Origin of the sequence: Acidovorax sp. sic0104 (genome assembly GCF_019219095.1) — a bacterium.
Lineage (GTDB): Bacteria > Pseudomonadota > Gammaproteobacteria > Burkholderiales > Burkholderiaceae_C > Acidovorax.
Genome location: NZ_JAHUWH010000011.1, coordinates 38,342 through 62,680, shown reverse-complemented (window position 1 = coordinate 62,680; position 24,339 = coordinate 38,342). Strand labels below are relative to the sequence as shown.

The following is a 24,339-nucleotide window of genomic DNA, read 5'->3' as shown; positions in this document are numbered from 1 at the left end:
AATGAGCGCAACAAAAGTTCGTGCAAAGAATGTGGATGCCACAGCGGAAACGATGGAGACCCTGGATCGCACCGACAAGGCCATCCTGCGGCTGCTGCAGCGCGACGCCTCGCTGTCGAACGTGGCACTGGCAGAGAAGGTGCACCTGAGCCCGCCCGCCTGTCTGCGGCGCGTGGAGAGGCTCAAGCGCCTGGGGCTGATCGACAAGGTCGTGGCGCTGCTCAGCCCGCGCGCGGTGGGTGCGGGCATGCTGGTGATGATCGGCGTGGTGCTGGACCGCTCCACGCCCGACTCGTTCGCGGCGTTCGAGAAGGCCGCGGCCAAGGTGTCCGGCTGCATGGAATGCCATGTGGTCACCGGCGAGTTCGACTACTTCATGCTGGTGCGCACGCGCGACAACGACAGCTTCAACCGCCTGCACGCCGAGCAGTTGCTGTACTTGCCGGGCGTGCGCCAGGTGCGCTCGTTCATGGTGCTGCGCAATGTGCTGTCGACCACGGAGTTGCCGTTGGCGGTGTGATTCGCCTGCGTTCACGGCTTGCGAGAGTTCTCATGCGGCGGCCACACCAACCGTTCGGGCTGAGCCTGTCGAAGCCTTGCGGGTGCTTCGACAGGCTCAGCCCGAACGGTTGCAGAGTTTGTCAGCGTGCTTGCGCCCGCCCCCGGCCCTTGAGCCTCTCCCACACAGCCCCTCCAAACACATTCACCGCGAGCCCCGCCATCAGCAGCCCGGCCCCCGCAAAGTGCACCGCCTGCAGCGCCTCGCCAAACACCAGCCAGCCGGTGGTCAGGCCCACCACGGGCACGAGCAGTGTGAACGGCGCCACGCGGTTCACGGGGTAGCGCGACATGAGGTACGTCCACAGCCCGAAGCCCAGCAGCGTGGAGATCCATGCGATGTACGCGACGGCGGCCATCGACTTCAACGACAGGTGCTGCACCGCCGACAGCACCGCGCCGGGCCCGTCCACCCACAGCGACAGTGCCACGAAGGGCAGCGGTGCGACCAGGCTGGACCACACGATGAAGGCGAACTGGTTCATCGGCCCGTGGCGGCCCACGGCGCGCGTCACGATATTGCCGCAGCCCCACATCGCGGCTGCGGCCACGGTGAGCGCAAACCCTGCCAGCGGCATGGACGCGCCGTGCGCGCTGCCGATCAGCACCAGCCCTACCGCCGCCAGCGCCAGGCCCGCCACCTGGTTGCCATGCCACGGCTCGCGCAGCCACCACGCGGCCAGCAGCAGTGTGAAGAACGACTGTGCCTGCAGCACCAGCGACGCCAGGCCCGAGGGCATGCCGATGTGGATGGCGGTGAACAGCAGCGCGAACTGGCCCACGGCCATCGTCATTCCGTACAGCAGATACAGGCGCAGTGGAACCTTGGGCGGCCGCACGAACAGCAGCGCCGGGAATGCCGCCAGCAGGTAGCGCAGCGCGCCCAGGAGCATGGGCGGAATGTCGGTTACGCCCACCTTGATGACGGCGAAGTTCAGGCCCCAGACCAGGATGACGAGCAATGCCAGGCAGAGGTCGCGGGGGCGCAAGGAGGTGTTCATGGCAGGTGGGCAGCGGCAACAACAGGGGCCCTGATTGTCTGACAGCCTCAGGGCGCGCGCCGTGCGTGGCCGGCCGGGTTTCGGTCAGAAACGGACACGCCCTGCACGTGTCCGAGGGGCGCGATCAGCCGGCCTCGACCGCGAAACTCAGCCCTGCGTTCGCCTGTAGCCGCGTGATCAGCTTGTCGCCCATGGCGGGCGCCGTGGTCCAGATGCCTCCGGGGGTGTCCGTGGCCTCCAGCAGCAGGCACACGGCTGCCTCGGCGATCATCTTGGAGGTAGAGCCGTAGCCCGGGTCGCGGTCTCCCTTCACGCCCACGCGCAGGCTGTGGCCGTCCGCGTCGGTGCCGAGAAAGAGCACGTCGTAGAAGCCGGCGTCGCGCTCTTCGCGCGAGGGGCCTTCGCCAGGCTTGGGGCCCTTGTCGGAGCCGAGCGACTTGTCGCCTGCCACGGCGTTGGCGATGGCCTCGCCTTTCTCGCCGGTGCCGGTGATCAGCATCTCGTCGTAGACGAAGTCGGCGCCGTAGGCGTGCTGCAGCAGAAAGTTGGACCGGTGCACGTTGCGCGTGTTGATGGCGGCCATGACGAATGGCGCAACCCAGACACCTTCGCCGCCCGGGCCTGCCAGGGCCTCGTCCACCATGGGCTTGTGGCCGGTGGGCTGGCGCGGGCCTTCGAAGCCGGGCGTGAGCGAGAACGGGTTCTTGAGCAGGTCCAGCACGGCGGGGTTGGTGGCGGCTGCGGCCATGGTGGCCTTCAGGCTGGCCGCGGTGCCGCCCGAGAACGTTCCTTTCATCTTGCGCACCCGGCCGCGCACGCGCGGCGCAGGGTGGCCGAAGCGGTGGCGGAATTCCTTTTGCAGCAGGAACACGCCCAGATCGAACGGGATGGAGTCGAACCCGCACGAGAACACGATGCGCGCGCCGCTGGCCTTGGCTGTGGCTTCGTGCGCGTCGATCATGTGGCGCATCCAGGCGGGCTCGCCGCACAGGTCCACGTAGTCCACGCCGGCGGCGGCGCATGCGGCCACGAGTTCGTTGCCGTAGAGCTGGTACGGGCCCACGGTGGTGAGCACCAGGCGGGTCTGGGCCATCAGGGCCTGCAGGCTGGCCGGGTCGGTGCTGTCGGTCACGATGAGTGGGGTGTCGGCGGGCGCGCCGACTTCGTCCCGCACGGCGGCCAGCTTGTCGGCGCTGCGCCCGCCCATGGCCCAGCGCAGGCCGCTGCCGGCGGGGTAGCGCTGCAGCAGGTATTCAACGACCAGGCGGCCCGTGAAGCCGGTGGCGCCGTGGACGACGATGTCAAAGGGTTTGGCGGTGGTCATGGGGGGTCTCCGTGCAGGCTTTGCAATCAATGGCTGCGATTGTCAAAGACAAGCAGGTGTTGTCATGTCGCCCAGGTTCCGCGTTTGGGGTGATAAAAGTATCGCCAGACGATACCCGGGAGCCGTGCAACTGCCACTGGCGCAACTGGTGGGGGCGGGCGGCGGGTCGGGGCAGCACTATCCGCTCCGTGTTCAACCACGGCCTTGTCTGGCCACCCCCTGTATGTCGTCCTCTTCCACCCTCATCCAGCGTGACACCCGTGCATGGCAGCTCCAGGTGTGGGTCTCGTTCGGTATCGCCGTGTTCCTGTGCGCCGTGGGGCTGGCCTGGCTGCCGGGCGAGCAGCTCGAGCAGGCGTTCATGGTGATGGGCTATGTGTTCTGCCTCTCGGCCGCCTTCGTGCTGGCCAAGTTCGTGCGGGACAACGAGAGCGCCACTCGCCGTGGCGCTGGCGACACACCGATGTGGAAGCTGGTGGTCTGGGGCGGCTTCGTGGTGGCCATGGGCCTCACCGGATGGGGCCTGTTCGGCATGGAGATCAACGTGACCTACAAGGCCTTCCTGGGCGTGAGCTGGCTGTACCTGATCACCACCGCCTTCACGCTGGCCAAGATGCTGCGCGACCGCCATGAGGCGGACCTGCTCGAAGCGCGCCTGCAGGGCCGCCGCGAAGCGGCCGCAGCACATCCTGCTACGTCTGGTAACAACGCCAGCTGAGTTTCCGGCGCCCGCCATGAAGCCATGGCGGATGCTCGGAGGTTGCCCTGAAAAATCCGGTGTTGCAGACAACCCGTGCAGCACCTTCTCTGAGGAGTGAAACCATGAAGAAAAACCAAGTCTCGAAGATCCTGGCCTTGGCGCTGGCCGCCGGCCTGCTGTGCACCCTGGCTACCACGCCCGCACGGGCCCAGAGCGAAGCTTCGGCAGCGCTGTCGCTGCTGCCCATCGCCTCGGTGGTGGGCACGGCGTCCGTCGCGTCCGCCGCAGCAGGTGCTGTGGTGGCGGTGCCTGCTGCGCTTTCGGTGGCGGGCGCGGCGCTGACCGTGAAGACGGTGGAGGCATCGGCCACCGGCACGGTGTACCTGCTGGAGCGCGCGTCCGATGGCGCGCAGGTCAGCGTCGAAGTGGCGGGCCGGAGCGTGGGTGCCTCTGCCCATGCCGTGGGCACGGTGGTGACCTGCAGCGTGATCGGTACGGGCGTGGTGCTGTCGGTGGCGGGCGAGGCGATCGCCTTTGTGCCCAACGCCATCGGCCGTGCGCTGCTGCACAACGAGCGCCTGTAAGGAGGGCTCCGCGATGGCTGTGCTGCAGATGACGATGACGACTCCGGCGCACGCCCGCGTGCGCGCCTTCTTCAACCCCGCCATGCTGGGCGTGGCGCTGGTCGCAGGCGCTGGCCTGCTGGCGGCGCCGCAGGCCCGTGCGGGCCGCTCGTGCGAGGCCGCCAAACCCGTGCCGGCCAAGGTGATCGAGCGCGGGATGCAACTGGCGCAGCAGACTTCGGCCGCGCTGGATGCCGAGCATGCCAAGTCCGGTGCCCAGGTGGTGGTGCTCGGCAGGGCCGGGCAGGACCTCTCCAAGTACGGCCTGCGCTATTCGCACCTGGGCTGGGCCTACAAGACGCCCGAGGGCCCCTGGCGCGTGGCCCACAAGCTCAACGAATGCGGCACGGCCGTGGGCTACCTGTACCGCCAGGGACTGGGCGAGTTCTTTCTGGACGACCTGTGGCGCTACGAGGCCGTCTACGCCGTGCCCACGCCCGAGGTGCAGCAGCGCCTGCTTGCCGTGCTGCAGGACACGGCCCGCACCAAGGTGCTGCAGCATCCGCCCTACAGCATGGTCAGCTACGTGTGGGGCCGCAAGTACCAGCAGTCCAACCAGTGGGCGCTGGAGACCCTGGCCGTGGCCATGGAACCCGCCACTGTGCGTACGCGCGAGCAGGCGCAGGCCTGGCTGCAGTTCAAGGGGTACGAGCCCACCACGCTCAAGCTGGGGCCGCTGACCCGGATGGGCGGGCGCGTGGGCTCGGCCAACATCGCGTTCGATGATCACCCGAACGACAAGCGCTTCTCGGACCGCATCGAGACCGTCACGGTCGATTCGGTGCTGGCGTGGCTGCAGCGCGCGCAGCTGGCATCGGCGCCCGTGATCATCAAAAATTGAATGAAAAGTGCCGCTACCGCTTGATTGACAAGCGGTAGGTGCTATCGAAAATGAAGCATTGCGCTTCAAAAGACCATGAGGAGAAGACGAGCATGAGCAAATCCCTGCGCCTGTCCGAGAAGTGGTTTCGCCGCGGCCTGTGGCTGGTGGCGGTGGTTTTCGCCAGTTTCCTGATCGGGCTGGGCGGCACCATCGTGGGCGACCTGCCCAAGGTCGAGACGCCGCTGCGCGTGGACGATTTCCTGGACCGCGCTGCCGCCGAGGCGTTGCGCGCCCAGGTCAAGGCGGCCCGCCAGGCCGAGCAGGAGGCACAGACCGCGCTGGAGCAGGCCCAGCTGCAGCGCAGCAAGGCCCGCAGCGAGACCCAGGGCGCGCGCGAGACCTTCAACAACTGGCTGGCAGCGCGCAGCGTCACCCAGCGCGCCGAGCAGGACCCCGAGGTGCTGGCCCGCACACTGGCGCTTGACGAGCTCAAGCTCGCCGAGCGCAAGACGCAGCAGGCGGTCGAGCAGCAACAGCAGGCGGCTCTCGACGCCCGCCAGGCCGCTGCCGCCACACAGGAGCGCCTGAGCGCGATGGAGGCCGAGGGCTATGTAAAGCTCGAGGCCGAGCGCCGAAAGGTCGAGCTGCGCGTGTTCCTGTACCGCCTGGCGCTCACGCTGCCCCTGCTGGCCATCGCGGGCTGGCTGTTCGCCAAGAAGCGCAAGGGCACGTACTGGCCGTTCGTGTGGGGCTTCATCTTCTTCGCGCTGTTCGCGTTTTTTGTGGAGCTGGTGCCCTACCTGCCGAGTTACGGCGGTTATGTGCGCTACGTGGTGGGCATTGGCGTCACGGCGCTGGTGGGGCGCTACGCCATCCTCGCGCTCAACCGCTACCTGGAGCGCCAGAAGCTAGCCGAGGCCCTGCCCGACCAGGAGCGCCGCAAGGAGCTGAGCTACGACGTCGCTCTGGCCCGCCTGGCCAAGAACGTGTGCCCCGGCTGCGAGCGGCCGGTGGATCTGAAGAACGAAAAGATCGATTTCTGTCCGCACTGCGGCATCGGCCTGTTCGACCACTGCGGCGCCTGCACCACGCGCAAGAGCGCCTTCGCCAGGTTCTGCCATGCGTGCGGCACGGGGGCCGGGGTGAAGCTGGCGCAGGAGTAAGCGCTGCGGTGGTGGCGGCGACGGCAGCTTCGACCCCAAGGAGCTGGTCGTTGGAATAGCGATGCTTAACAAAGCCGGGGCTGCCCCGAAGGGGCTTCATTCCCCAGTACCTGAGAACAAGCACGCCGCAAGCCAGCGCACCCGAGGAACCGGCTCTGGCGGGTCACGGGTTGCGTCCACCTGGGGGGAAGCCGCGCAGCGGCTCAAGGGGAGTCGTCCCTACCCCACCACCACCCGGTTGCGCCCCTCGGCCTTGGCCCGGTACAGGGCGGTGTCGGCCGCCAGCAGCATCACTTCCATGTCCGCGTCGCCGCCGAGCGTGGCGCTGTGCACGAGCCCGATGCTCACAGTGGCGTTCTGCGGCCCGCCAGGCGTGTTTCCGTGGGGGCCGCGCGGGCCATCGTCGCCGACGCTGAAGGCCTGCTGCTCAACGGCCTTGCGCAGGTGCTCGGCCATGGCGTGGGCCTCGGCCGGCGAGACGCCGGGCAGAACCACCGCAAACTCTTCGCCGCCCATGCGCCCCAGCAGGTCCTCGCCGCGCAAGGTGCCGGCGATGGTCTGTGCAATGCCGATGAGAAGTCGGTCCCCTGCGCGGTGCCCGTGGCGGTCGTTGACCTGCTTGAAATGGTCCACGTCCACGACCATCACCGCTGCACCGGCGCACCCGCGCTGGTGCTGGGCCAGCACCCTCTCGCCTTGTTTGAGTAGCGCTCGGCGCGCGAGCACGCCGGTCAGGTCGTCGTGGCGCTTGGCGTGGGCCAGCCGGCGCAAGGCTTCGGCGCGCGCGGCGCTGGCGCAGGCCACGGCCAGCGGCCCCAGGGCCAGCAGTGTGACGCCCACGCGCAGCGAGAACACGTCGCCGGCATGCGCGGGCGTGAAGTTGAGCACCCCGGTGGCCACTCCGGCCATGGTCCACAGGCACACCACCAGCGACAGCAGGCAGGCGGTGAAGGTGCTGTAGCTGAGCGCGCACCACAGCAGCCCGGGCACGACGAATGCCAGCATCCCGGGCCCGCCGACGAAGGTGCGCACACCTTCTGCCAGCAGCAGAGAGCCCAGGGGCGCCGCGCGCCACAACAGCGACGCGCCCTGCGCACTGGGGTGGCCGGATGGCGGGTCGTCAGCACGCGGCAGGGCCAGCACCACGGGCACGATGAGCATGTAGTTCATGAGCTCGGTGCTGAACCACAGCGACAGCAGGTCGGACCACGGCGCATTGAAGTACACCGGCGCGGCGCCACAGCCCGCCAGTGCGCCCACCGCGCTCGCTGCCAGTGCCGCCAGCAGCAGGTACAGCGCCGATACCGTGCGCCGCAGGCGCAGGATGCTCTCGTCCAGGCGGCGCAGCACCAGCCAGCCCACGGTGGCACCCAGCAGGTTGGCCGCGTTGAGCCACAGCGCCATGCCCCAGTGGCTGCCGGTGACCAGGTCGGCCGCCACGTAGCCCAGCCCCGCAGCAATCCATGCCGGGGGGCGTGCCAGGGTGGGGTAGCGCACCAGAAGGCCCAGCACCAGTGCATTGGCCGGCCAGAACGCCGACAGAAAGCCGATGGGCCGCGCAAAGATACCCACCAGGCAGGCCGTGAAAACCAGCATCCCCAAGCCAGACCAGACTAGCGCCGGCGACAGGGGCCGGGTAGGTGCAAGGGTGCGGATCATGCGTGCAGGATTCGGGGCGCGGCAGGACAAGGGTGTCTGCTCGATTGTCCGTGCACAGGCTCTGCGCGCCGTGACGCACGCCTCCATTCAGATACTTTTGTTGACGTTTACCAACAATATGTAGCAATCAGAAATGGGGGTTGCCGGCACCCGGTGAGCGCGGTAGGGGGCCGGGTCAAGGCCGAGGCTGATCCTTCAGATGCAATGGTGCTGGCGCGTGGCATCAACGCCGGCTCCAGCGCTGCGACCATTGGCGCCGCAGCACACGCGCTACCCGCCAGGCCCAGGACGCGCGGGCGCGTTCCAGTATGCGGTGCTTCAAGCCCATCCAGTGCGTGTACGCCCAGGCGAACCAGCGCAGTTGCATCAGCGCGGGCTGGGTCAGCGTGAACAGCCGTGCCACCACGGCCGTGCCCACCACCTTGGCCAGCGCGATCACCAGCATGCCCAGCACGACGTGCCCGCGTCCCATGGCCCACAGTGCGAGCAGCTTCACGGGCAGCAGCAAAGCGGTGGGCAGCGCGAACAGCGCCACCGCCCCCCAGGGCGGCAGCGAGCGCACCCAGCCCTCTATCCAGCGCAGCCCTGGCCAGCGGCCGATGCGGGCCAGCAGCTGCTGCAGCGGCACCCAGCCCCATTCCTCGAACAGGATGACCAGCGCCAGCAGGCCGCTCCCGAGTCCGGCGAGCATGCGCCCCGGCCAGCGCAACAGCTGATGCAGCAGGTTATGAATGATCTGGCCCTCCAGTGCTTGCTGGGTCAGCGAAAGCAGCTATCGAATTAATAGTGATTGCGCAACGGTTGCAGGGCCATGCCCCCACCGGCTTGCAGCATACCGCCGGGCGCGACAGGGCAAGCCATCTGCACCTTCGGCGATTTGGGCCACGGAACATGCCCATACGGGCGCGCCGTGCTCGGGTCGCATGGAGTATCCGTCAGCGATACCCGAGGCTTCTTGAAACGCCACCGGTGCAGATATCCGCAGGATGCCGGATGCGCTGCCCGAACCATTGGCGCCACAAGCATGTGCTTGGGCCCCAAGGAACCCTATGGGTTTGCTGTCTTCGTCATCGATCCGCCGCCGCATTGTGGCGGGAGTGTTTGCGTCTGCTGCTGCAGCTCTTAGCGGATGTTATGTGGCGCCCATCCAGCCCGCGCCCGTCGTGGTGCATGCGCCGGCGGCCGCTTCGCCTGTGGCGCCAGCGCCGGTCACCCTCTCAGCCCGCCTGTACCCGGCCAATGACCAGGCGAGCGCGCTGGGGGTCGTGTATGCGGTGGTGACCAACGATCTGCATGGCCGAGGCACGTTCCAGGCCACGATCCAGGGCGAGAGCTTTGCAGGCGAAGCGACGCGCAAGGCGGGCTCGTCGCGCGAGGGACTGGCCAGCGGCGCAGGCACCCGCGGCGGCTATCTGAGCTGCCAGTATTCGATGAACTCGCCATCGATGGGCACCGGCTCGTGCCGCCTGTCCAGCGGCGCGGTGTTCACGATGCACGTGGGCGGCTGACGCGGTCCGTCAGGGGGCGGGCTGGCCGGTGGCCGCTACATCGGTGGACACGTGGCCGCCCTTGAGGTGCCCCACGTACTGCAGTGCCTGCTTGATCTGCACCGACGGCACATCGCCTTCGCGCATGTGCAGCAGGTCGGCAGGGCTGATCAGCAGTGCCGACGCATCGGTGAGCGGCAGGTCGGCCGCGCGGTAGGTTTCCAGCACCAGCTGGGAGCAGAAGAACCGGTCGTTGCGCGCGGCGCCGAGCTGGATGGCTGCGATGCCGCGGATGCAGGCATCGCGCACGCTGCCGGGCACCAGCGGCAGCTCGCAGTATTTGCGCTGCAGCGTGAACGGCGCCTGCAGCACGATGCCGGCGGTGTTGTACTTCTTGCCGTCCTGCGCCTGTGCGAAGGCGCGCATGGCCACGGCGTGATCGTCGGTCATGCCCGGGTGGCGAAAGGCGACGATGGTGGCCTCATCGGCCACGAATTCCGCCGTGCTGCGGGTGCGCACGCCCGAGCCCACCGCCTCGATGATCCTGTCATCGCCCAGGTAGAGCGCTGCATGGCTCACCGGAGACAGCGTGATGGCGCGGATGCCCAGCGAGTTGATGCCGTGGGTGGCCGACAGGATGATGTCCCCGGGGCGCAAGTCCTGGCTGCCGATGGACTGGCCCCCATTGGCCGGTGTGAGCAGACTGCTGCTTTGCACCTGCAGGGTGGGCAGGCCGTTGTCTGTGTCGCGGCCGATGCGCGTGGCGCAACCGCTGGTGGACGCCGCCGCTGCGATGAGCGCGCACAGCACCGCAGGCCCTGTGCGGCGGGGCCTGTGACTGCTGCCGCTACTGTTGCTGCTGCGCACCAGGCGCGAGAGCGCGGCCATCGGATGAAGCGTTGCCATGGGCGGATGACAGGGGTTCGGAGGCCGTCAGACGCCCCGCGCCCGTTCGGTCTTGAACCGTGCACGGAACTGCGCGAATGCCCCCGCATCCAGCGACTCGCGTACCTCGCGCATGAGGTTCAGGTAGTAGTGCAGGTTGTGAACGGTGGTGAGCATGGGGCCGAGCATTTCGCCGCAGCGGTCCAGGTGGTGCAGGTACGCGCGGCTGAAGCCCTCGCGCCCGCCCTGGTCCCATGACACGCCCGATGTGCCCGCGCAGGCATAGCAGGTACAGCTGGTATCGAGCGGCTGGTGGTCGGCCTTGTGGCGGGCGTTGCGGATCTTGAGGTCGCCGTACCGGGTGAAGATGGTGCCGTTGCGCGCATTGCGCGTGGGCATCACGCAGTCGAACATGTCCACGCCTTCGGCCACGCCCTGCACCAGGTCTTCGGGTGTGCCCACGCCCATCAGGTAGCGGGGCTTGTTCGCGGGCAGGCGGTGCGGCGTGTGGGCCATGATGTCGAGCATCTCGTCCTTGGGTTCGCCCACGCTCACGCCGCCCACGGCGTAGCCGGGGAAGTCCATCTCCACCAGGCGCTCGAGCGACTCCTGGCGCAGGTTCTTGTACATGCCGCCCTGCACGATGCCGAAGAGCGCGTTGGGGTTGGCGAGGCGGTGGAACTCGTCCTGGCTGCGTTTCGCCCAGCGCAGGCTCATCTCCATGCTCTTGCGGGCCTCGGCCTCGGTGGTGAGGTGCCCTTTGGTCTCGTAAGGGGTGCACTCGTCGAGCTGCATCACGATGTCGCTGTTGAGCGTGGTCTGGATCTGCATGCTCACCTCGGGCGACATGAAGAGCTTGTCGCCGTTCACGGGGCTGGCAAAGGTCACGCCCTCTTCGGTGATCTTGCGCATCGCGCCCAGGCTCCAGACCTGGAAGCCGCCCGAGTCGGTGAGGATGGGCTTGTCCCATTTTTCGAAGCCGTGCAGCCCGCCGAAGCTCTGCATGACATCCAGGCCGGGGCGCATCCACAAATGGAAGGTGTTGCCGAGGATGATCTGCGCGCCCATGTCGTGCAGGCTGCGCGGCATCACGCCCTTGACGGTGCCATAGGTGCCCACGGGCATGAAGATGGGGGTCTGCACCACGCCGTGGTTGAGCGTGAGCGTGCCGCGGCGTGCGTGGCTGGAGGGGTCGGTGGTGAGGAGGTCAAACTGCAGCATGATGGGCCGTATTGTCCCAGACGGTCCACCGCTCTCCCACCGGCATGCAGGGACAAGGGCTGGCAGCGATGCAGCGCGTGGCTACACTGAATGCGCAAGCTGCGGACAACCTCTGCGAGATCGTCAACATGTTCCAAGAAGGAGACCCCCCATGCTCAAGATCCTGATCGCCGTGGACGGCTCGGAACTCTCCCTGGACGGTGTTCACCACGCGCTGGCGCTGGTGGGGCAGGGGCTGAAGGCGAGCGTAGTGCTGGCCAATGTGCAGGAGCCCGCCACGCTGTATGAACTGGTGACCACCCGCGACCCCGACCTCATCGCCGCCGCGAGCCTGGAGGCAGGCGAGCACCTCATGGCCTCGGCGCGTGCACTGCTCGATGCGGCGGGCGTACCGTATGAAACCGATATCGGCGTGGGCGACGTGGCCCACACACTGGTGGACATGATCGAGCGCTCGGGCTGCGACATGGTCGTCATCGGCGCCAAGGGGCAGGGCGCGATCACCACCGCGCTGCTGGGGTCGGTGTCGCAGGAGGTGGCGCACGCGAGCCCCGTGCCGGTGACCATCGTCAAGCACGCCGAGATGATCGAGACGGTGGGCGGCGACTTGGTCGAGGACGCCGAGGCTTAATGGCATTGCAGGCCGGGCGGTAGCGCCTGCCAGAAACAACAAGGGCCGCGTGTTGCGGCCCTGGGGTGGCACACGGCAACGAAGGCCGCGCCGTGCCGGGTCAGGCCGCCTTGCGAAACGGCTCCGAAGGCCGCTGCAGCTTACCGTGCGGCAGCGTGGCCAGCCGGGTGAACATGCGGCGGCAGTAGCCGCTGATCCACAGGCATTTGTTGAGTTCGTCCACCGGCAGAGGGCCCGATACCACGACGATGTCGTTGGCAGCCTCTTGCGCGCCGGCTGCACGCAGGCGGCGGCGGGTGTTGTTGGCCCAGGACTGGATGCGTGTGGGGCTGCCGTGCTGGTGCACCTCGCCCGTGTGCACATCGAACGCAATGGCGACCGTGTCGGTCTTGAGCTTGAACCTGCGCTCACCCGTGACGGCGCTGGGCGCGTCGCGCATGTCGTACAGGTAGTAGCTGCCTGCCTTGAGCTGGTATTGCATGTCCATGGGGTGTTCCTCTCTGTCGGCATTTTCGAGGGCGCACACGCAGGGCATTGGCAAGTAAAACGGCAGAAAAGCCGCCCTTATCGAAGGCTGTGGCGGCCACCATGCCAGCGTCGGTGCGCGTGCGATTGTGGCGGCGCCCCGGCAGCATTGCGCAAAACTTGAGAAGGTTCTGGTAACGAGTTGTGATGGGCCGCCGCGGTCAGTGGGCGGACCCTATCGTTGCCAAGGGAAGAGCGGCCCGCACCGTGAGCGCGGCCGCCGATACTGGCGCAGCCCCAAGCCAGCGCCACCGTGGAACTGGCTTCGCCAGGCCACGGGCGGCGTCCCCCTTCCCGAATGGCGCAGCCATTCGAGAGAAGGGGTGAAGGCGCGTCAGCGCCTCAGGGGGATGCCCTCTAGAAATCCACCAGGCTCACACCCACGCTGAACACGGTGCGCTTGCGGTTGTAGTCGATCATGCTGTCGCCATAGCCGCTGAACAGCGCGGTGTGCAGGCGCAGGTTGCTCTTGCCGCCCAGGGTCGAGCCCACGGCCTGCAGCCATTCCAGGCGCACGGAGCCACGGTCGCTGCTGGACAGCGAATGGCGCACGGTGGCGGACAGGGTGTTGTCCTTGTTGATGTTCCAGAACGCCGACAGCTCGCCGCGGCCGATGTAGTCGGTGATGCCCGGGTTGTCATCGCTGCCCGAGCTTTCGGGAATGCGCTTCCAGATGCGGGCATTCACGCTCACGCTGTTGGACAGCTCCACGCCCGTCATCAGGTAGACGCGGTTCCAGCTGCGCGAGAGGGGCTTGCTCTGGCCATTGGACTGGTGCACGAGGCCGATGCCGCTGTAGCGCCACTTCCAGCCGAACGGCAGCTCGGCCGTGGTGGGGTAGACGTACATGACTTCGGGCTCGTGGTCGGTGGCGCGGAAGGGGCGCGAGATCTCGGGCGTGAACAGCTGCCAGTACGACTGCTGGGTGTAGCCGAACCATACCGAGTCCTTGAGCGTGGGGTGGCCCTGCGTGAGAAGGCCCTGCGCGACCTTGGTGCGCACCGACAGCTGGATGCGGTTCTCGGCGCGGCGGTAGGGCGTCGATTCAGAGGCCGAATGGTCCGGTGCGTCCGAGGTGGGCTGGCGGTTCACGTTGCTGCCGGCCACCACCGACAGGGTGATGGGCCGGTAGCCGCGGAAGCGGAAGGTGCCGCAGTCGCTGCCCGACTCCAGCTCCCAGAAGCGCGAGAGGTCGCTGTATTGCGCGTCGCGGCAGCCGTCGGTGCGGGCCACGTCGATGATGCGGGTGGCGGGCAGCGTGGTGTCCACGGGTGGGGGCACGGCAGCGGCGTCGGTGCTTGTTGCGCCCGAGGCGCCTGCCGACGCACCTGGTGCCTTCCAGGTCTGCTCTGCCGCGAGCTGGTCGAAACAGGCCAGGCGGGCCTGGTTGTCGGTGGACAGCGCTGCGCAGCGGCGCCATCCCGCGTCGGCTCCCGTGGATGCAGCAGGCGCTGCGGGCACGGCTTGCGCGAACGCAGCGCCTGCCGGGGCCAGCGTGGCCACCAACAGCGCTGCAGTGCGGTGCAATGCCCAGCGGCTGGGTGCTGCGGCGGTGAAGTTGCGTGAGGGCTGCCCCTCAGTCGCCTCTCCCCGTGGCGCGGCACTCAAAGCGCTGCGCAGAGGGCCGCCGAGGCCGGGGTGGTCATGTGGGCGTTGTTCCATGTTCCGCTGTTTCCTTGCCGCAACTTGCACCCGCCGCCTGGCCTGTCCAGGTGGCACGGATGGAGCTGCCGTTGATCGATTCCTGCCGTGTGAGAGAGGGTTGCCGGGCCGTCGCCGACCCGCGCCGCATTGCCCGTCGCGCTGTACGGTACCACGCATGCCTTGTGCCAGCCCCGTGCGGCACGGCAGGGCGCGCGCCAGCCGCGCTGGATTGTTGCGTGCCGGGCTGCTGGCGCTTGTAGGATAAGCGCTGATAGCTATCAAAACCAAAGCGCGATGCGCCCGGCGCCTGCATTGTTCGGCCGTTTCCGGGTGGTCGATTGTGAGGGCTCGCTTCGCGGCGATGCCGCTCAGGGAAAGGGGGCTGCGCCGGCGGCCTGCGCCTTCTTGGCGGCGAATTCGGCGCGCAGGGCCTTGAGCTTTTCGCGGGGGTCTTCGCGCACGGTGGCCTTGTCCAGGCCCATTTCGGCGATGAAGCGGCTGGGCTGGGCCGAGACCATCTCGCGGCCCTTCTTGCGCTTCTTGGTCCAGCTCACGGCCAGGGTGCGCTGGGCGCGGGTGATGCCCACGTACATCAGGCGGCGCTCTTCCTGCAGGCGCTGCAGCGTGTCGTCGCTCACCTTTTGCTGGCGGCCTTCGTCGTCGTCGAGCTTGAACGGCAGCATGCCTTCGGTCACGCCCACCAGCACCACGTGCGGCCACTCCAGTCCCTTGCTGGCGTGCAGGGTCGACAGCGTGACCATGTCCTGGTCCTTCTCGCGCTCGCTGATGGTGGACAGCAGCGCGATGGTCTGCGACACCTCCAGCAGGCTCTTGGTCTCCCTGGCCACCACGGCGCCCGCGGTGTCGTCGATCTGTCCGCCCGCGCGCTGGGCCATCCAGTCGCAGAACTCCATCACGTTGCTCCAGCGCGCGGCCGCCACCTTCTCGCTGTCTTCGTTGTCGTACAGGTGCTGCTCGTAGCCGATTTCCTTGAGCCAGTCATTCAGGAAGGTGCGCGATTCCTCGGCCCCGTGCACGCGCCGTGCGCTGTACTCCAGGTAGTTGATGTAGCGGCCGAACTCGTGCAGGCCGTCCATGGCGCGCTTGGGGACAGCGGCGGGCAGCATGCCGTTGAACAGCGCGCCGAACATGCTCTGCTTGTGCTGCGTGGCGAAAGCGCCCAGCGCCGCGAGCGTGGTGTGGCCGATGCCGCGTTTGGGGGTGGTGATGGCGCGCAGGAACGCGGGGTCATCGTCGTTGTTGATCCACAAACGGAACCAGGCGCACAGGTCCTTGATTTCCGCACGGTCGAAGAAGCTCGTTCCACCTGAGACTTTGTAGGGAATGTTGGCCTTGCGCAGCGCTTTCTCGAACGGCTTGGCCTGGTGGTTGGCGCGGTACAGCAGCGCGAAGTTCTTCCAGTCCGGCGGCGGGTTGCTGGCGGCACGCAGGCTCTGGATGCGGGCCACGGCGCGGTCGGCTTCGTGCTCCTCGTTGTCGGCGTCGATCACGCGCACGGGCTCGCCTTCGCCCAGCTCGCTGAACAGCGTCTTGGGGAACAGCTTGGGGTTGGGCCCGATCACGTTGTTGGCCGCGCGCAGGATGGCGCTGGTGGAGCGGTAGTTCTGCTCCAGCTTGATGACCTTGAGGTGGGGAAAGTCCACCGGCAGCTTCTTCAGGTTGTCGAGCGTGGCGCCGCGCCAGCCATAGATGGACTGGTCGTCGTCGCCCACGGCCGTGAAGTGGCCGTTCTCGCCCACCAGCAGCTTGAGCAGTTCGTACTGCGTGGCGTTGGTGTCCTGGTATTCGTCCACCAGCACGTGGCCGAGCGACGCCTGCCACTTGGCGCGCACTTCGGGGAAGTCGCGCAGCAGGCGCAGCGGCATGCCGATCAGGTCGTCGAAGTCCACGCTCTGGTAGGCGGCCAGGCGCTCTTCATAGCGTGCCATCAGCGTGGCGATGATGCGTTCGTTGTCGTCCGCCGCCTGGGCCAGCGCCTCGGCCGAGGTCAGGCCCATGTTCTTCCACTTGCTGATGACCCACTGCCATTGGCGGGCCGTGGCCATGTCGGTGGTGCCGCCCGAGGCTTCCTTCAGGATGCCGGTCACGTCGTCGGCATCCAGGATGCTGAACTGGGGCTTGAGGCCCAGCACATGGCCGTCCTCGCGCACCATGCGCACGCCCAGGGCGTGGAAGGTGCAGATCAGCACGTCCTTGGCACGCTTGCCGATCAGGTGCTGCGCACGTTCGCGCATTTCCGACGCCGCCTTGTTCGTGAAGGTGATGGCCGCGATGCGCTTGGGCTCCATGCCCTTTTCGATCATGTGGGCGATCTTCTGGGTGATCACCCGCGTCTTGCCGGAGCCCGCGCCGGCCAGCACCAGGCATGCGCCATCGGTGTAGTGAACAGCCTGGAGCTGGGCGAGATTGAGGCCGAACGACATGGAAAAAAGGGGGGAGGTGCAGAGAAAAAGTCAGGGGTGGGGCCACCGGCCGCCATGGGGCTCAGGCCTGGCCGCGCGTCGGCCAGGGGCGCAATGATACCGGCCGCCCCAGGGTTGCCGGGCCCTTGCTGCGGCTGACACGGCGCTGACGGTCTGCTGCGCCCAGGCCTGGCGGGTCCATGGGCTGCGGGAAACCCCGCTAGGGCTCGCCTGCACACACTTTGATACTGGCGCGGCAGTTCCTCACCACCGATCAGATCACGAGCCCCGCACCATGACCCCCTCTGCATCGACCCCTGCGCCCCTGCTCCTGTCTCCGTCCCCGGGCGCGCGCGCCAGTGCGCTCAGTAACCTGCACCTGATGACTGCGTGCGCCCTGCTGGCGGTGGCCTTCGTGGCGCAGCCCGCCCGGGCGCAGGCGCAGGGTGGCAACAACGCTGCCGTGCGCATCGGCGTGGTGGGGCCTTTCACGGGGCCGTCGGCTGATTTCGGCGTGCCCATGCTCAACGGCATCAAGCTCGCGGTGGACGAGATCAACGCGGTGGGTGGATACCTGGGCCGGCCGCTGGAGCTGGTCGTGAAGGACGACGCGGCCAACCCCGACCAGGGCCGCAAGGTGTCGCAGGAACTGCTGGCCGAGAAGGTCGTCGCCACCATCGGCTTTTGCAACACCGGCGTTGCGATGAAGGCCATCGACCTGTTCCAGGACGCCAAAAGCCCGCTCATCGTGCCGTGCGCCACGGGCACGGCGGTCACGGCCAAGTACCCGGCCGCCGACAGCTACATCTTCCGCGTGCAGGCCCGCGACGCGCTGCAGGCACCCTTCATGGTGGACGATATCGTCAAGCGCGGCTGGGACAAGGTGGCCATCTTCGCCGACAAGACCGGCTACGGCGAGGGCGGCTACAACGACGTGGTGGCGGCCCTGGCCGCCAAGAACCTCAAGCCGGTGCACGTGGCGCGGTTCGACCTGGGTGTGAAGGACCTCACCGCCGAGCTCACCGCAGCCCGCGCCGCGGGTGCCAACGTGGTCTACAGCTACACGGTGGGGCCGGAGAACGCGACCATTGCCAACGGCAAGAAAGCCATGGGCTGGAAGGTGCCGCAGGTGGGGGCCTGGCCGCTGTCGTTCCCGTTCTTCCTCGAAGGGGCCAAGGACGCCGCCGAGGGAGCGCTCATGGTGCAGACCTTCATCGCCGAGCCCAGCAACGAGCGCCGGGCCTCGTTCCTGTCGAGCTATACCCGCAAGTACCAGGGCAAGGTGGCGGTGCCCATGGCGGCGGCCAACGCCTACGATGCCACCTACCTGCTGATGTACTCCTTCCTGGGCATCCGCGACGGCAACCTTGTGGGCAAGGCCCTCAAGGAGTCGCTGGAGGGACGGATGAAGACCTACTACGGTGTGGTCGCCACCTACGACAAGCCGTTCAGCCTGCAGGACAAGGACGCCATCACCCGCAACATGCTGGTGATCGGCATGGTCAAGAACGGCGCCATCACCTTCGCCTACCCCGAGGACGCCAAACGCAACCTGATCATCCAGCGCAAGCAGTAAGAGCAGCTCACACAACTCTTCTGGCGCCGTTGCCGCGTCTTGTCGTACCACTCGTACTGCCTTCGACGCAGCGCCAGGCCAGAAATGCGTCGCTGGGCTGTGTGATCCGCTCCAAAGCTGCATTCGCATTCGCCGCGCGTGATGGCACCCGCCTGACTTTGCGCTGACCGCCGCGCGGGCGCCCTGCAAGGCCGGGCGGCGCAGCACGGACAATAGCCGCGTGCTCTCCGTCCTTCTCATCACCTTCCCCTTCTTCGCGCTGGTGCTGTGCGGCTACCTGGCCGCGCGGCGCGGCGTGCTGCCGCAGCCAGCCATTCCGGGGCTCAACGCCTTCGTGCTGTACTTTGCGCTGCCCTGCATGCTGTACCGCTTTGGCGCCAGCACGCCCATCGGCCAGCTGCTGGACCCCGCCGTGGCGGGCGTTTACATGCTGTGCGCGCTGGCGATGGTGTTCGCCACGGTGGCGCTCACGCGCAAGGGGCACATCGGCTGGAACGACGCGGCCTTCGGCGCGCTGGTGGCCGCCTTTCCGAACACCGGGTTCATGGGCGTGCCGCTCTTGGTGGCGCTGCTGGGCGCACAAAGCGCGGGGCCGGCCATCGTGACCATCGTGGTGGACATGGTCGTCACCAGCTCGCTGTGCATTGCGCTGTCGCGCCTGGACGGCGCTGGCACCCACGGCGTGGGCGTGGCGCTCAAGAGCGCGTTCAAGGGCATGGCGACCAACCCCATGCCCTGGTCCATCGCGCTGGGTGCGCTGGCCTCGGCCTTGCATTTCCAGCTGCCCGGCCCAGTGGACAAGACCATCGCCATGCTGGCCGACGCTGCGTCGCCCGTGGCGCTGTTCACCATCGGCGCGGTGCTGGCGCGCTCGCAGATGAACCAGCACGAGCAGGTGGCCGTGCGTGACTATGTGCCCGTGGCGCTGGCCAAGCTGCTGGTGCACCCGCTGCTGGTGTGGGGGGCGGGCACGGCGGCCATCGCGGTGGGCGTGCCGCTCACTCCGTTCGCGCTCACGGTGCTGGTGCTGCTGGCCGCGCTGCCGAGCGCCAGCAACGTTTCGCTGCTGGCCGAGAAGTTCGGCGCCAACAATGGGCGCGTGGCGCGGATCATCCTGGTGTCGACGGCGCTCGCGTTTCTCAGCTTTTCGGCTGCGGTGGCGCTGCTGACCTGACTGCTATTGTTTGTATAGCTGCTTGCGCAGCCGGGGTGGGCGGGAGAGGCGGTTTTTTTGCATGCCAGGCGGTCCCGGTGCTCGCCGTGGACTATCCAGCCCGGCGGTGCCGCGTGTTCAGGGCAGCGCCGGCTTGCGCCCCACCAGGTAGTTCACCCCGGCAGGGCCGTAGAACTCCGAATGCGGTTCGTGGGCTTGTAGATGGAACACATCGCCTACGCCGTACACCCGGTCCGAACCTTCGGTCACGATCCGGATCTCGCCCGCCAGGATGAGCGCCTTGGCTTCGAAGGGGTGCGTGTGGTCGTCCAGCTTGCCATGGGCTTCGCGCGTGACCGTGACGGGGGGCTCGAAGCCGTCACGGGCGAGGGCACGGGCAAATGTCTCGGTGCTGTCCATGGATTTTTCCTCCGTGTGGGGGGCTTCAGTGTAGGCAGTCGAGGGGCCATCGCACAACGCTGGCGGTGCGTGTTTGCCGGGGCGCTGGTCAATCCGGCGCCGGGTGCCTGCCCTGCAGAAATCCCTGCAGGAACGCATCGACATGCTGCAGCGGGTGTGGCCCGCGCTCGGGAATGGTGCCGGCCAGTTGCAGGGCTCTTTGCAGTTGGTCGTCCAGCTTTTGGCGCCAGCGTCCTCGTCGGTCCAGGATGTCGGCCACGGCCTGCGCGGTGATCGCTTGCGTGGTGGCCGCAGCGGCGTCCTGGCCCAGCAGCATGGCGCCTGCCAGGTCGGGGTCGTAGTCGCTGGCCAGCAGCAGGGCGGCGCCGGTCTCGTACAGGCGGTCCATGTTGCCTGCGTCTGCATAGCGGCGTGTGATCAGCAGAAAGTCGGTGGCGTCCTTGGAGGTGCCCAGATACCGGTCGCGCCATGCGATCAGCTTGAGGACCGCCAGCGACGGCAGCGATGCCACGCGCACCACCAAGGCTCCATCCAGTTCCACGTCGACGGCGGCCCGGTGGGCTTCGGCAAAGCCCGCGACGTTCATCACCACCGCATGCTCCGGCGGCCAGGCGATGGTGGCCTGCGAGCTTGCCACGGCGCCGAAGGGCAGCAGGTCGAGCGGAACGCCGTGGGGCATGTCTGCCGGGCGGTACATCAGCCGGTGGGCCACGCCAGGCTGTGGGTGGAAGCTGCCTTGTGCTAGCAACTGGTCCTTGATGGCGCTGAAGGCGGCCCAGTCGGTCAGGTGCAGGCCCAGGTCCACGTCGCGTGTGGCGCGGCCCGTGCTTTGGCCGTGCACATGCCACAGCATCAGGTCGCGGGCCAGCGCGCCGCCGACGAAGAAGTCGATGCCGAGGCTGTGCGCTGCCGTGCTGGCTTGCTGCAGGATGTCTCGCAGTAGCGGGTCTACGGGGCGCTCAGGCGCTATCTTGAGCATCGCGGCCGGTGTCCAGATACTGCGCGCGGATGCGCTGGGCGGTGTCGATGTTGCGCGGGTCGGCGCTGGCCATCAGGTCTGCGTAGACGAGCAGTGGCGGCACCGTGGCGCTCGCAGCGTTGGCCTCTTCGGCCAGGGGCCAGAAGGTGTCGAGCACTTCGATGGCGCCGGTGGGGTCAGGGCGCAACCGGTGTTTCAGGATCAGCACGTCGGGCTTGGCTGTGTAGATAGTCAATTGCTCGGGGTCGAGATACCCGGTCAGGTGGTAGGCCGCGACTTCGCCGCCCCACGCCGCGAGCAGAGGTTGCAGGTCCAGGCCTTTCCACCAGTCCCGGGCCGGGGTTGCGAAGCGCCGGGCGTGCAGCTGGGGCCGGAGTTTGATCGGGAAGTGGGTAGCCCATTCCTCCTGCAGCGCGCCGGGCGCCAGCAGGCGGCGCGGCTCGGTCGGCGCCAAGTGCCCGCGTGCCTGCAGGTCGGCCAGCACGTCCCCCACGGTGCCCAGCGCCACGCCGGCGGCGGTCGCGATGTCGCGGTAGGTTCCGGTGGCGAGGGCAGGCCTGGTCAGCAGCGCAAAGACGATGCGCAGCCCTGCTGGCGTGAGCGACTTGAACCGCCCCACAGGCCGCGCGCTCTCGGGGCGGGGCTTGCCGGTCACGTACACGAAGCACCCCGGTACGTCGAGGTAGGCGTTGCCTGCCACATCGATGAAGTTCAGTCCCAGGCTGCGGCATTGCCGGGCGGCCTCGGCGGTGACGAACGGCGCGACCAGCACCGTCGGCTCGCGCCGCTGGCGGGCCCTGGCCTGGAGCGTGCCCAGTGTGTGGAAACGGTCGACGGCCTTGATCTCGGCCGCAAAGCGGACGGGTTGAGCGTGGGGCGTGATCATGTCCAGCCAGGCATCGGGCGCTGCGTCGCCGGGAGCGTCTTCCCTGATCTGGTGGAGGGCAGCCCGCTCCATGCGCACCCCTGTTTCTGCTTGGAGTGCGGCGATGGCATCGCTCAGGGTCGTCTGGGTGTTCATGTTTTTAAAGTGTTCACGCAGGTTGAACATCGAGAATAACTGAACGCATTGTTTTGTTCAATATGTTTCTCCGTTCGTAAAACGTGAACAAAACATAAAAATGAACAATCAAATCACCAGCGGATCCACATCCACCAGCCATCGCACCAACCCCTTATGTTCCGGTGCGCTGCGCGTGACCTGAAGCACGGGTTGCCACGCGGCCAGAAACCGCTGCAGGGCGGCGCGGCTGCTGCTTTCCATGAGCATCTGGGCGCGCTCCACATTGGCCACGCGCTGGATGGTCAGAGGTACGGGCGGGAACAGCGTTACAGCCTCCAGCCCCGGCAGGGCGGCTGCGTGCGCCGCCGCCGTGGCGGCGGTGAGAAAGCCCTGTGCGACCTCTTGCGTGCGGGCGTCGGCGCGCACCAGGGCCTGGTAGGCGAAGGGGGGCATGGCGGCTTCTTCTCGCTCCTTGAGCTGCTGGGCGGCAAAGGCCGCATAGTCGTGGGTGCGCAGCGCCTCGTACACAGGGTGCTGCGGGTGAAAGCTTTGCACCCACATCTCGCACTGCGTGCCCTGGGCGGCCATGTAGGCCGCGTCGCGCCCCGCGCGGCCGGCGGCCTGCATGAGCAGGGCGAACAGGCGCTCGGGGGCCCGGAAGTCGCTGGAAAACAGCGCCCCGTCGGGCTGCACTGCGGCTACCAGCGTGATGCGCCGAAAGTCATGTCCCTTGGCGATCATCTGCGTGCCCACCAGCACATCCACCTCGCCCGAGTGCACCTGGGCCAACTGCGCCTCGAGCGAGCCCCTGGCCTTGGTGGTGTCCGCGTCGATGCGGGCGATGCGGGCGGGGGTGCGGTCGGGCCGCAGCACCTCGGACAGCAGGTCGCCGAGCTGTTCTTCGAGCTGCTCGGTGCCCCGGCCCATGGAATGGATGTCCGGGCTGCCGCAGGTGGGACAGGCGCGGGGCACGCGCACCGTGTAGCCGCAGTGGTGGCAGCGCAGGGTGCGGTCGGCCTTGTGGAAGACCTGGTGCGCGCTGCAGTGCGGGCAGTCGCTCTTCCAGCCGCAGTCGGCGCAGTGCAGCACGGGCGCGTAGCCCCGGCGGTTGAGCAGCACCATGCTCTGCTCGCCGCGCGCCACGCGCTCGGTGATGGCGGCCAGCAGCGGCGCGCTGAAGATCGCGCGGCGCGGCTGCTGGTTCATGTCCACGCGACGCACCCGGGCCAGGGCCCCGGCGCCGATCCGGCTGGGCATGGCCAGGCGCACGTAGCGTCCGCCTTCGGGGTCCTCCGCCGTGGGCGGGCGGCTGGCGTGCCAGGTCTCCAGCGACGGCGTGGCGGAGCCCAGCAGCACCTTGGCGCCTTGCTCGCGCCCGCGCCAGATGGCCAGGTCGCGCGCCGAGTAGCGGGCGCCCTCCTGCTGCTTGTAGCTGGGGTCGTGTTCTTCGTCCACGACGATGATCTTCAGGCCCGGCAGGCTGGCGAACACCGCCATGCGCGTGCCCAGCACGATGCGGGCGACGCCGCTGTGCGCGGCCAGCCAGCTCTTGAGGCGCTGCGGGTTGGTCATGCCGCTGTGCAGCGACACCACGGCCTGGCTGCCGAAGCGCGGCGCAAAGCGGGTGGTGAAGCGCTCTTCCAGCTGCGGGGTGAGGTTGATCTCGGGCACCATCACCAGCGCCTGCGCCGTGGGGTCGGCCTCCAGCGCCTCCTGCACGCAGCGCAGGTAGACCTCGGTCTTGCCGCTGCCGGTGCTGCCGAACAGCAGGAAGGGGCCGGATTCGGATGAAATTCGGGCTCTGACGCTTTCCTGTTCTACGGTAAGTGCTATTGCTTCAATAGCATTCGAGGCATTCCCGCCTGCCGTGCCCTGGGGCGGGCGCCGCAGCCGCCGCGCCAGTTGGTCGGGCTGCAGGTCGCGCAGTTGTGGCGGCAGGGCTGCGAGTGCCACCTCGCCCAGTGCGCGCTGGTAGTAGCGTGCCGCAAAGGCCACCAGCCGGCGCCAGGGCTGGCTGAGCGGATCCAGGCCCTCCAGCACCCCCGCGATGGGGCGCATGGCCGCGCCTTCCGGCAGCTCTCCCGTTGCCTCCTGCGCATCCCACACCACGCCCAGCACCTCGCGCTTGCCCAGCGGCACCCGCACCAGCGTGCCGGGCGCCAGCGGCCGGGGGCTGGCATAGCTGAGCAGGTCCCCCACGCCGCTGTGGGATGGCGTGTGCAGCGCAACATGAACGATGGTGGAAGGGGTGGTCACGGGCTTTGGACGGTTACACGTGCTTGTGCAGGCGATGTAGAGGTTTGGTCGCTAAGTGCTTGATTTGATGTGGGCGGGGAGTAATCCCGTCTTTCTGTGGATAACTTTGTTGACATCCTGCCTGGACGCCCCGCCAAGCCGCATGAATACTGGCCCGGAACAAAATGCCCACAAAATTGGCAGTCTGAAAAAATCGTTATGAATCAATCATCTGAAGAATTTTGAGCTCATTTTCTGTGCTATGGCCCTGCGACTCCGCGATGTTGCGCCGCATCAAGATTTGTG

The 24,339-nt window shown here is 67.7% G+C and carries 22 protein-coding genes; 9 read left to right on the top strand and 13 right to left on the bottom strand.

The window, feature by feature from the left end; genetic code table 11:
• Position 1: 1 nt before the first annotated feature.
• Positions 2 to 520, top strand: a complete 519-nt coding sequence (locus tag KW835_RS17785; protein ID WP_218384864.1) for an Lrp/AsnC family transcriptional regulator — start codon at positions 2 to 4, stop codon at positions 518 to 520.
• 121 nt (positions 521 to 641) lie between these two features.
• On the opposite strand, the gene KW835_RS17780 is transcribed toward KW835_RS17785, so the two are convergent.
• Complete coding sequence (locus KW835_RS17780) at positions 642 to 1,559, bottom strand: EamA family transporter (protein WP_218384862.1); 918 nt, start codon at positions 1,557 to 1,559, stop codon at positions 642 to 644.
• A gap of 124 nt (positions 1,560 to 1,683) precedes the next feature.
• A complete protein-coding gene (locus KW835_RS17775) occupies positions 1,684 to 2,883 on the bottom strand; it encodes a trans-acting enoyl reductase family protein (protein ID WP_218384861.1) in 1,200 nt (399 codons plus the stop codon).
• A 223-nt stretch (positions 2,884 to 3,106) separates the two neighbouring features.
• Between KW835_RS17775 and KW835_RS17770 the strand changes: the two genes are divergently transcribed.
• The 4 genes from KW835_RS17770 (at position 3,107) to KW835_RS17755 (ending at position 6,192) form a co-directional block, all read left to right on the top strand.
• Positions 3,107 to 3,601 carry a YiaA/YiaB family inner membrane protein gene (locus tag KW835_RS17770; protein ID WP_218384859.1) on the top strand — a complete coding sequence of 165 codons (495 nt, stop codon included), beginning with the start codon at positions 3,107 to 3,109 and terminating at the stop codon, positions 3,599 to 3,601.
• A 104-nt stretch (positions 3,602 to 3,705) separates the two neighbouring features.
• The gene (locus tag KW835_RS17765) at positions 3,706 to 4,167 is read left to right on the top strand and encodes a hypothetical protein (RefSeq protein WP_218384858.1); all 462 of its coding nucleotides are present in this window, start codon (positions 3,706 to 3,708) and stop codon (positions 4,165 to 4,167) included.
• A 13-nt stretch (positions 4,168 to 4,180) separates the two neighbouring features.
• Entirely contained in the window at positions 4,181 to 5,047 is an 867-nt protein-coding gene (locus tag KW835_RS17760) for a DUF2145 domain-containing protein (protein ID WP_218384856.1), read from the top strand.
• A gap of 92 nt (positions 5,048 to 5,139) precedes the next feature.
• On the top strand, positions 5,140 to 6,192 hold the full coding sequence (locus KW835_RS17755) for a serine endopeptidase (protein ID WP_218384855.1): 1,053 nt from the start codon (positions 5,140 to 5,142) through the stop codon (positions 6,190 to 6,192).
• 219 nt (positions 6,193 to 6,411) lie between these two features.
• Here KW835_RS17755 and KW835_RS17750 read toward each other — a convergent pair whose 3' ends face one another.
• Both KW835_RS17750 and KW835_RS17745 read right to left on the bottom strand, forming a co-directional pair.
• Complete coding sequence (locus tag KW835_RS17750; protein ID WP_255593627.1) at positions 6,412 to 7,788, bottom strand: sensor domain-containing diguanylate cyclase; 1,377 nt, start codon at positions 7,786 to 7,788, stop codon at positions 6,412 to 6,414.
• 286 nt (positions 7,789 to 8,074) lie between these two features.
• Positions 8,075 to 8,542 (bottom strand): hypothetical protein, encoded by a 468-nt coding sequence (locus KW835_RS17745; RefSeq protein ID WP_255593626.1) that lies wholly within the window; start codon positions 8,540 to 8,542, stop codon positions 8,075 to 8,077.
• 358 nt (positions 8,543 to 8,900) lie between these two features.
• Here KW835_RS17745 and KW835_RS17740 point away from each other — a divergent pair, with 358 nt between their 5' ends.
• Positions 8,901 to 9,359, top strand: a complete 459-nt coding sequence (locus tag KW835_RS17740) for a hypothetical protein (RefSeq protein WP_218384852.1) — start codon at positions 8,901 to 8,903, stop codon at positions 9,357 to 9,359.
• Positions 9,360 to 9,368: 9 nt separating this feature from the next.
• Here KW835_RS17740 and KW835_RS17735 read toward each other — a convergent pair whose 3' ends face one another.
• Both KW835_RS17735 and tgt read right to left on the bottom strand, forming a co-directional pair.
• A complete protein-coding gene (locus tag KW835_RS17735) occupies positions 9,369 to 10,244 on the bottom strand; it encodes a YiiX/YebB-like N1pC/P60 family cysteine hydrolase (protein ID WP_255593625.1) in 876 nt (291 codons plus the stop codon).
• A gap of 27 nt (positions 10,245 to 10,271) precedes the next feature.
• Entirely contained in the window at positions 10,272 to 11,444 is a 1,173-nt protein-coding gene (gene tgt / locus KW835_RS17730; RefSeq protein WP_218384851.1) for a tRNA guanosine(34) transglycosylase Tgt, read from the bottom strand.
• Between the two features lie 151 nt (positions 11,445 to 11,595).
• On the opposite strand from tgt, the gene KW835_RS17725 reads away from it, so the two are divergent.
• On the top strand, positions 11,596 to 12,075 hold the full coding sequence (locus tag KW835_RS17725; protein WP_218384849.1) for a universal stress protein: 480 nt from the start codon (positions 11,596 to 11,598) through the stop codon (positions 12,073 to 12,075).
• A 100-nt stretch (positions 12,076 to 12,175) separates the two neighbouring features.
• On the opposite strand, the gene KW835_RS17720 is transcribed toward KW835_RS17725, so the two are convergent.
• The 3 genes from KW835_RS17720 to KW835_RS17710 form a co-directional block, all read right to left on the bottom strand.
• Entirely contained in the window at positions 12,176 to 12,562 is a 387-nt protein-coding gene (locus KW835_RS17720; protein WP_056420206.1) for a hypothetical protein, read from the bottom strand.
• 395 nt (positions 12,563 to 12,957) lie between these two features.
• Positions 12,958 to 14,262 carry a phospholipase A gene (locus KW835_RS17715; protein ID WP_218384848.1) on the bottom strand — a complete coding sequence of 435 codons (1,305 nt, stop codon included), beginning with the start codon at positions 14,260 to 14,262 and terminating at the stop codon, positions 12,958 to 12,960.
• Positions 14,263 to 14,612: 350 nt separating this feature from the next.
• Entirely contained in the window at positions 14,613 to 16,688 is a 2,076-nt protein-coding gene (locus KW835_RS17710; protein ID WP_218384846.1) for an ATP-dependent helicase, read from the bottom strand.
• 361 nt (positions 16,689 to 17,049) lie between these two features.
• Between KW835_RS17710 and KW835_RS17705 the strand changes: the two genes are divergently transcribed.
• Together KW835_RS17705 and KW835_RS17700 are read left to right on the top strand one after the other, a co-directional pair.
• A complete protein-coding gene (locus KW835_RS17705) occupies positions 17,050 to 18,243 on the top strand; it encodes an ABC transporter substrate-binding protein (RefSeq protein WP_218385051.1) in 1,194 nt (397 codons plus the stop codon).
• Between the two features lie 220 nt (positions 18,244 to 18,463).
• Positions 18,464 to 19,417 (top strand): AEC family transporter, encoded by a 954-nt coding sequence (locus KW835_RS17700; protein ID WP_218384843.1) that lies wholly within the window; start codon positions 18,464 to 18,466, stop codon positions 19,415 to 19,417.
• A gap of 117 nt (positions 19,418 to 19,534) precedes the next feature.
• Here the strand turns inward: KW835_RS17700 and KW835_RS17695 are convergent, their stop codons facing one another.
• The 4 genes from KW835_RS17695 to priA all read right to left on the bottom strand — a co-directional run bounded on the left by KW835_RS17695 (position 19,535) and on the right by priA (position 24,054).
• Entirely contained in the window at positions 19,535 to 19,816 is a 282-nt protein-coding gene (locus KW835_RS17695; protein WP_218384841.1) for a cupin domain-containing protein, read from the bottom strand.
• A gap of 88 nt (positions 19,817 to 19,904) precedes the next feature.
• On the bottom strand, positions 19,905 to 20,795 hold the full coding sequence (locus KW835_RS17690) for a nucleotidyl transferase AbiEii/AbiGii toxin family protein (RefSeq protein WP_218384833.1): 891 nt from the start codon (positions 20,793 to 20,795) through the stop codon (positions 19,905 to 19,907).
• Positions 20,776 to 21,816, bottom strand: a complete 1,041-nt coding sequence (locus KW835_RS17685) for a type IV toxin-antitoxin system AbiEi family antitoxin (RefSeq protein ID WP_218384832.1) — start codon at positions 21,814 to 21,816, stop codon at positions 20,776 to 20,778. The genes KW835_RS17690 and KW835_RS17685 overlap by 20 nt, the downstream gene beginning before the upstream one ends.
• Before the next feature lie 108 nt (positions 21,817 to 21,924).
• Positions 21,925 to 24,054 carry a primosomal protein N' gene (gene priA / locus KW835_RS17680; RefSeq protein WP_218384830.1) on the bottom strand — a complete coding sequence of 710 codons (2,130 nt, stop codon included), beginning with the start codon at positions 24,052 to 24,054 and terminating at the stop codon, positions 21,925 to 21,927.
• Positions 24,055 to 24,339: the final 285 nt, after the last annotated feature.